This window comes from Pseudoalteromonas sp. AWM4_233, assembly GCF_056158285.1.
On sequence record NZ_JBSWSZ010000018.1, the window covers coordinates 1 to 5,610 of the forward strand.

Consider the following 5,610-nt stretch of genomic DNA (forward strand, 5'->3'; position numbering starts at 1 on the left):
TCAACCCGATTAGGTGAGAACACATCATGCTCGATATGAAAGAGGTGCTGCTTTCCTGGAAGCTGACGCTGCTGTTGGCTGACTCTGCAAACGTCCACGAATAAACCGACTTTCTTCCTGAACTCTCTCATAATCAAAGCGAAGCCCCCGCTGAACTAATAGCTGAAGTTCGGCCAGAAATTGGCTAAAAATCCACTCATGCAAAGGTTCGTTCTTACGTAGCAAACTAGCAGAACCGACTACTCTTGGCTTAATGCCAAATGAAGCCAATAACATTCGTTGCAGAATATTTCTGGCTTCCTCTGGGCTTTCAACCCCCAACCGAGTCTTTGGCAGAACCTCGATAGATTCCCCTGAAGGACTCCGCAGAAAGCCAACATAGCTCCCCAGTTTCAGGGAGCGATGACCATTAATAAGAGTCACAGGGGTACTGCCTTTCCAATCCGCAGTGAAATCCTGAAGCCAATCAAATGTTGCTTGAGTAATCACACCACAATCTAAACTTGGTTGGGCCTCTGCATCAGTTGTCAGACGTGCATATTCACGAACCCTGATCATTACTCATGACTTCCAAGAAAAATCCCTTGGTAAGCCTGTGGCTTACTAAAGGCTTCCTGATTTATTTGGTAACGACGGTCAACTAACTCAATAGCGATGTCTGCATTAAATAACTCATCGAGCTTCTTCTCAGATTCACCCAACTGCACAAAGCGGAACTCTTTTGGTTTGCCAATATCATTCAGCACCCAACCAATCTTCTCCCAGTCAGCAAAGAAGTATTCTTGTAGTAATGGAATGACACGTTTTTTGAAAATATCTGAAAGTAAATGAACTTTAGAAGGCTCATCTTTAGCTGATTTCAGCGGCCAAAAGTAGCTGTGGCCAATTAAGTGATCACGATCCAGTAGTACTTCTATTCGGTCATTAATGGTTTGCAGCAAGTCTTGTATAAACACACCATGAACAGTTACATCTTCCAGCAGTGATGCATCAGGCATTACCTCAACAAATTCAAAGCGGCGACGCAGAGCTAAATCTAACTGAGCTAGAGACTTATCTGCGGTGTTCATGGTGCCAATCACATAAAGATTGGAGGGGACAGTGAACGGCTCTTTAGAGTATGGAAGGAATGACTGTTCTTTCATCAGAACCACCTTTGCGTTTGTCTGGCTCCAAAAGAGTAATTAGTTCGCCAAAGATACGCGCCGTATTACCTCGGTTAATTTCATCAATGATAATGACGTGGTTTGGAGATGGTTTAGATTCATCTGTTGAGTCTATACCTGGTATGTGAATCCCTTGACGCTTCACTTCAGAAATCAACGATTTCCAGTTCATACGCCCAAGTGCATAAAGCGTTTTCTGGACCATCCTTTTTCCCGCCGTTTAGATGCCGTACATCTAAACTAATACCTTTTACCAACCAATTCACATCACGCACATGTGAATAATATCTGCTGCCTAACTCAGACGCATTAGCATCAAACCGATATTCTGATGTAACAACACCAATAGCTCTGACTGTGTACTGGTCCTTGAAGCAAAGTAGAACGTCACCAACTTTCATGCTCTCACTGAAATCATTCAGAACATTGTGATTTGGGCTTGTCAGACCATTCCAATACTTCTGCTCGCTATGCATCACGATCATCCAGTGGTATAGACAGGTCTCCTGGCATCATTCCATCCGATTCGCGCCTCTCCGGCATTTATATAATGGTTTCGCATATCGACTTCATCACGACGACCAATGGAAATCTTCCAAATAGTCGGAGACTCGGCTAAGCCCAAAGAATTTTCTCCACCGATAGTTTTGGAAGCCAAGTCAGCAATACGCTTAAAAACACCTTCAGCAACTTTATACGTCAAACTACCGTCATCATCAGACGTTTCTGCACGAATACCTTCAACGAAATCTTCGTATGAAAAGCTCTGATGAAATGTTGCAAAGTCTATACGGCCACGGCTTACCAGATCATCGTATTTGGCTTTAATTGCATCGTGGAGATCTTCATCGACATACTTTTCACATAATGCTTTGTAGACTTCAGGGTCTGGAACTTTATCCGCAAGCTCTGTCGTAGCATAAGTTTTACCTGTGCCTGGAGGCCCATACAGAATCTGGTTTAGTGCGGCTGATGATTTTGTATAAATGGAACCTTGCTCGGATATATTACCTGTCGCTACCCCGTTGCTTGTAACTGGAGCCTGAACAGAGACCGCTGTATTCGTACTTTTTTGAGACTGATTAGCAAACCAAGCTTCATACGAAATTTCATAAATCGGCTTAGTATTTTTTTCCTTCAGCATATCCAGTAGAGCTTTATAACTATTCCAATTATGATCTGTCGGAATTGAGTAGTTATTTTCCCTCAACCAAGGCTTGGTTTGTCCATCAACCGGAAAGTAATAGTTAGGATCGATGTAAAACAAGCACTGTGTTAACTTTGCAAGGCCTACACTTGGGATACTTAAAACAAAGTCAAATAGCTGTTCATCTATATTTCGTTTTCGAGCTTTATGAAATAACGCCCATAAGCTAGGAATCATTTCGTCGGTGCGCTTTCCTTCATACGGAAATAACCAGACTTTTAATGGCTGAGCGGAAGGCACTCCGTCAAAACCAGTAGGAACAGGAACTTCCCATTCAGTTTGTTTAGCTAGCTCACTAAAAAACTGTAGACGTGTCTGAATACCATATTTCATAAAGGTAGAAAAAAACGTGAAAGGGTCAATTACTTCTAAGGTAGAACGGCTTCCATCCACCAACTTATCTTCTAACCCTTTATCAACGCCAATCGCACGTAAAATTTCTACGAGTTCTGGCTGACGATTTTCATACTTCGAAAGCTTATTTGCTAGTGCGCTAAATGTGTCTATCCAGCTGTAGTCAGCCATTTAAATCATCCTTTTTAATCTGTTTCTTACTCGCTAGAAGCTGTGTAAACGAGTTTTCTAACTTGTTTCGGTGAAGCCGACTCACCGAATTCGTTCTTCGAATGCATTAAGCAGCTGCCCTATCAGCAAGGGCATCGGTTTGATTAAGAGAGCGAGGGTATGCTAAATGCAAACCTACTCCACCAGCTAACTAAGCAACTCTACTAGCTATCTGCCAAGCCATACGATCAGGCAGCTTCATTAAGGATTCTCTCGCCACACTTGAAAACTCAGCATTGCGAGCACAAAGCTGTTGTATTTGAATCAGTTTTTGCTCAGCTTCTGTTCTTTTAGCTATGCTGCCGTTTCTATTGGCTTCGAGAACAGCATGAGAGTAATCATTGTACAAAGCTCTTGTGGTACGCCATGTCTGCATTCTTCTATCGTTTAGAATCCGTTCATCAAGATAGAATCTTTCTATAGTAAATTTTACTCGATCAATATCTACTGCCCCGATGCCATCTTGTGGGACGGGAGCCCCATCATCATTAAAACTTAGTAACAAAACATCGCTTTGCTTTAACGGGTCTAAAAAAAGAGGGATCTCATCACACCATGCGTCTTGAGGCTTCGAAGCCCTAAATCTGTTATCACAGATAGGGAAAAAATTTCCTTTTTTAACGTTTGGCCGACGTTTACACAATCTATAGTTTTTTAGATCAAAGGCTAACCAGTAGTAGCCATTATGATCAACACACTTTGATCCATCTCGCTCTTTAGTTCCTTTCTTTGGTCGAAAATGCTCAACTTCTTGATAGTCACCACCAAATTTTGTTTCGGTAATCCAACACTTCTACAAAGCTCAGATCTGATAGCCATTTTACCAGTTCCTGCTTACGCCAATGCTGCTGATTACTATCAATAATTCGGTGTTTTTCTTTTAATGTCTGAGCTTTCAGCAATTGCTGTGTTATTTGCTCAGCTTCTCTTTGCCATTCAATAATCTCTTGAGGCAGCTCTGAAGGTAAGTCAATTTTAATCATCACCACTCTCCTGGCTGAGAATTTTCTCTAGAAGTTCATCAGTAAACATCTGAAGCTGCTCATACTCTTCAGGAGAAAATGTCGGCTTTCTAAACCGAGGGTTACGCGATAGGGCTTTGGCAAAATTCGAGTAATATGGATTAGGATGAGCTTGAGATATGCCTATCTGATCCAGTTCATCGTTAAGGTCAATAAGCTGTTGAGGAATATCTTCACCCTCTTTCAGTGAAGATAACCATTTATTTCTAGTATCAATTTTATTTTGAAGTTCTTCATTGAGACTAGTCCGAATACCGTAGAGATCCGACTGAATAATAGCTTCAACTCCCATCGTATGAGGATCTATTTCAGGAATCTCTGATATTTTTTTACCCGTTGTACTATCCCATGAAAGAACCCTAACCTGGTCTGCATTTAGTGAAGTCAGCATTAGTGGATCATGGGTTGTAAGTAATATTTGGCTGGAGTCCAGAGCTGATTTTTTTGAGCCTTCAATTTTATGATTGAGAATGGTTTCAATTCTATCGAAGTACTTAAGTTTCCATCTTGGGTTAAGATGGGTATCGGGCTCATCAAGTAGAAATAATGACTCATCATTGCGAGTGAACCGCATTAACCCAAGAACTGTAGAGTCAGCTGACGCTCCCCTTCGGATAACTGATCAAAGGTGACCTGCTGGCCATTCGTCAATGTTACCGCTACTTCCACATTTTCTAGTAAATCAGCAATATAAGTACTTTCTAAATTTTTAAATAGAGAGGTTGTGTCGGGATATTCATTGGCTAAACCTCTCAACGATTGATCATCTGGAAGAAATAAATATAGCCTTTCTTGATTTTCTGTACGGCCTCTGAAGTCAATAGTTTTCCGCTCCTTATTATCAATAGGTGCTATCGCGTACTTCCACATAGTACTTAGAAGTCTCTAACAACTCCCCTCGAATACCAAAAACGGGAATCACCTTCCTCTAGCATGATCTGAGACGGCTTGTTTTTATACCAATAGGGCTTTTTGAGACAAATAAGACGGAATCAAGGGACTGTATTCCGAGATTATTCAAAATTTCTTTACAAGCAGGATCTTTATCAACAAGGAAGGCTAATAAGACAAAGAAACTGTGCACTTCACGGCAATAGAAAAACGCCGAATTAGTCCATCATCGCCATTAGTTAGCGCGTTATAAAACCGAGTTTGGTGTTTATTAAAAAGCTGCTCAACCCGTTCATTTGTTCCAGAATAATAAGTAAAAATATTGAGAGGCAAGTACTCATTTGCCATTCTTCTCAAATATGAAAACGTCTTTTTTTCGCCATCAATAAACACAACACTCTCGTCTTTTTTGTCCATAAAATACGATATATCAATGTCATGGCCGCGGCATTCATAGCTAATCTCATAATCAAACGACGTAGTATCATCTAAATCTATCGCTCTAAAAATAGAAACAATTAACTCTATTAGATTGGACTTGCCAACTCCATTTACACCAATGATGGTTGTAACAGCTTCGCGTTCACTAAATGTCGTTTCAAAATCTACAAAGCCTTTGTAGTTTGGTATAAATAGCCGCTTTAACTTCACAACGTCTTTCCTTAATTATTATCAGCTATTGCAGGTTCAGGCATTTTCAGATAGGTGCTGATCTTTACACCGCACGATGCTTGTACGACGAATGAGTAGATGCAAAACA

The 5,610-nt window shown here is 40.9% G+C and carries 9 protein-coding genes; all 9 read right to left on the reverse strand.

Annotation, left to right across the window (positions count from 1 at the left end; translation table 11 throughout):
• Positions 1–24: 24 nt before the first annotated feature.
• The 9 genes from ACXAC4_RS18435 to ACXAC4_RS18475 all read right to left on the reverse strand — a co-directional run bounded on the left by ACXAC4_RS18435 (position 25) and on the right by ACXAC4_RS18475 (position 5,501).
• Positions 25–558, reverse strand: a complete 534-nt coding sequence (locus tag ACXAC4_RS18435; RefSeq protein ID WP_475164456.1) for a 5-methylcytosine restriction system specificity protein McrC — start codon at positions 556–558, stop codon at positions 25–27.
• Positions 558–1,145 carry a hypothetical protein gene (locus ACXAC4_RS18440; protein WP_475164457.1) on the reverse strand — a complete coding sequence of 196 codons (588 nt, stop codon included), beginning with the start codon at positions 1,143–1,145 and terminating at the stop codon, positions 558–560. Before ACXAC4_RS18440 ends, ACXAC4_RS18435 begins: the two co-directional genes overlap by 1 nt.
• Positions 1,114–1,371, reverse strand: coding sequence for a hypothetical protein (locus tag ACXAC4_RS18445; RefSeq protein WP_475164460.1), 258 nt, complete (start codon positions 1,369–1,371; stop codon positions 1,114–1,116). The genes ACXAC4_RS18440 and ACXAC4_RS18445 overlap by 32 nt, the downstream gene beginning before the upstream one ends.
• A gap of 276 nt (positions 1,372–1,647) precedes the next feature.
• Positions 1,648–2,898, reverse strand: a complete 1,251-nt coding sequence (locus tag ACXAC4_RS18450; RefSeq protein ID WP_475164462.1) for a hypothetical protein — start codon at positions 2,896–2,898, stop codon at positions 1,648–1,650.
• A 190-nt stretch (positions 2,899–3,088) separates the two neighbouring features.
• Positions 3,089–3,442, reverse strand: a complete 354-nt coding sequence (locus tag ACXAC4_RS18455; protein ID WP_475164463.1) for a hypothetical protein — start codon at positions 3,440–3,442, stop codon at positions 3,089–3,091.
• Between the two features lie 253 nt (positions 3,443–3,695).
• Positions 3,696–3,920 (reverse strand): hypothetical protein, encoded by a 225-nt coding sequence (locus ACXAC4_RS18460; RefSeq protein WP_475164464.1) that lies wholly within the window; start codon positions 3,918–3,920, stop codon positions 3,696–3,698.
• Entirely contained in the window at positions 3,913–4,533 is a 621-nt protein-coding gene (locus ACXAC4_RS18465; protein WP_475164467.1) for an AAA family ATPase, read from the reverse strand. Before ACXAC4_RS18465 ends, ACXAC4_RS18460 begins: the two co-directional genes overlap by 8 nt.
• Entirely contained in the window at positions 4,533–4,829 is a 297-nt protein-coding gene (locus ACXAC4_RS18470) for a hypothetical protein (RefSeq protein WP_475164469.1), read from the reverse strand. The genes ACXAC4_RS18465 and ACXAC4_RS18470 overlap by 1 nt, the downstream gene beginning before the upstream one ends.
• 189 nt (positions 4,830–5,018) lie before the next feature.
• Positions 5,019–5,501 (reverse strand): AAA family ATPase, encoded by a 483-nt coding sequence (locus tag ACXAC4_RS18475; RefSeq protein ID WP_475164471.1) that lies wholly within the window; start codon positions 5,499–5,501, stop codon positions 5,019–5,021.
• Positions 5,502–5,610 lie beyond the last annotated feature (109 nt).

Coding starts and splice junctions, on each gene's coding strand:
- ACXAC4_RS18435 (WP_475164456.1), bottom strand. CDS start 558: ATGATCAGGGTTCGTGAATATGCACGTCTGACAACTGATGCAGAGGCC.
- ACXAC4_RS18440 (WP_475164457.1), bottom strand. CDS start 1,145: ATGAAAGAACAGTCATTCCTTCCATACTCTAAAGAGCCGTTCACTGTC.
- ACXAC4_RS18445 (WP_475164460.1), bottom strand. CDS start 1,371: ATGGTCCAGAAAACGCTTTATGCACTTGGGCGTATGAACTGGAAATCG.
- ACXAC4_RS18450 (WP_475164462.1), bottom strand. CDS start 2,898: ATGGCTGACTACAGCTGGATAGACACATTTAGCGCACTAGCAAATAAG.
- ACXAC4_RS18460 (WP_475164464.1), bottom strand. CDS start 3,920: ATGATTAAAATTGACTTACCTTCAGAGCTGCCTCAAGAGATTATTGAA.
- ACXAC4_RS18465 (WP_475164467.1), bottom strand. CDS start 4,533: ATGCGGTTCACTCGCAATGATGAGTCATTATTTCTACTTGATGAGCCC.
- ACXAC4_RS18470 (WP_475164469.1), bottom strand. CDS start 4,829: ATGTGGAAGTACGCGATAGCACCTATTGATAATAAGGAGCGGAAAACT.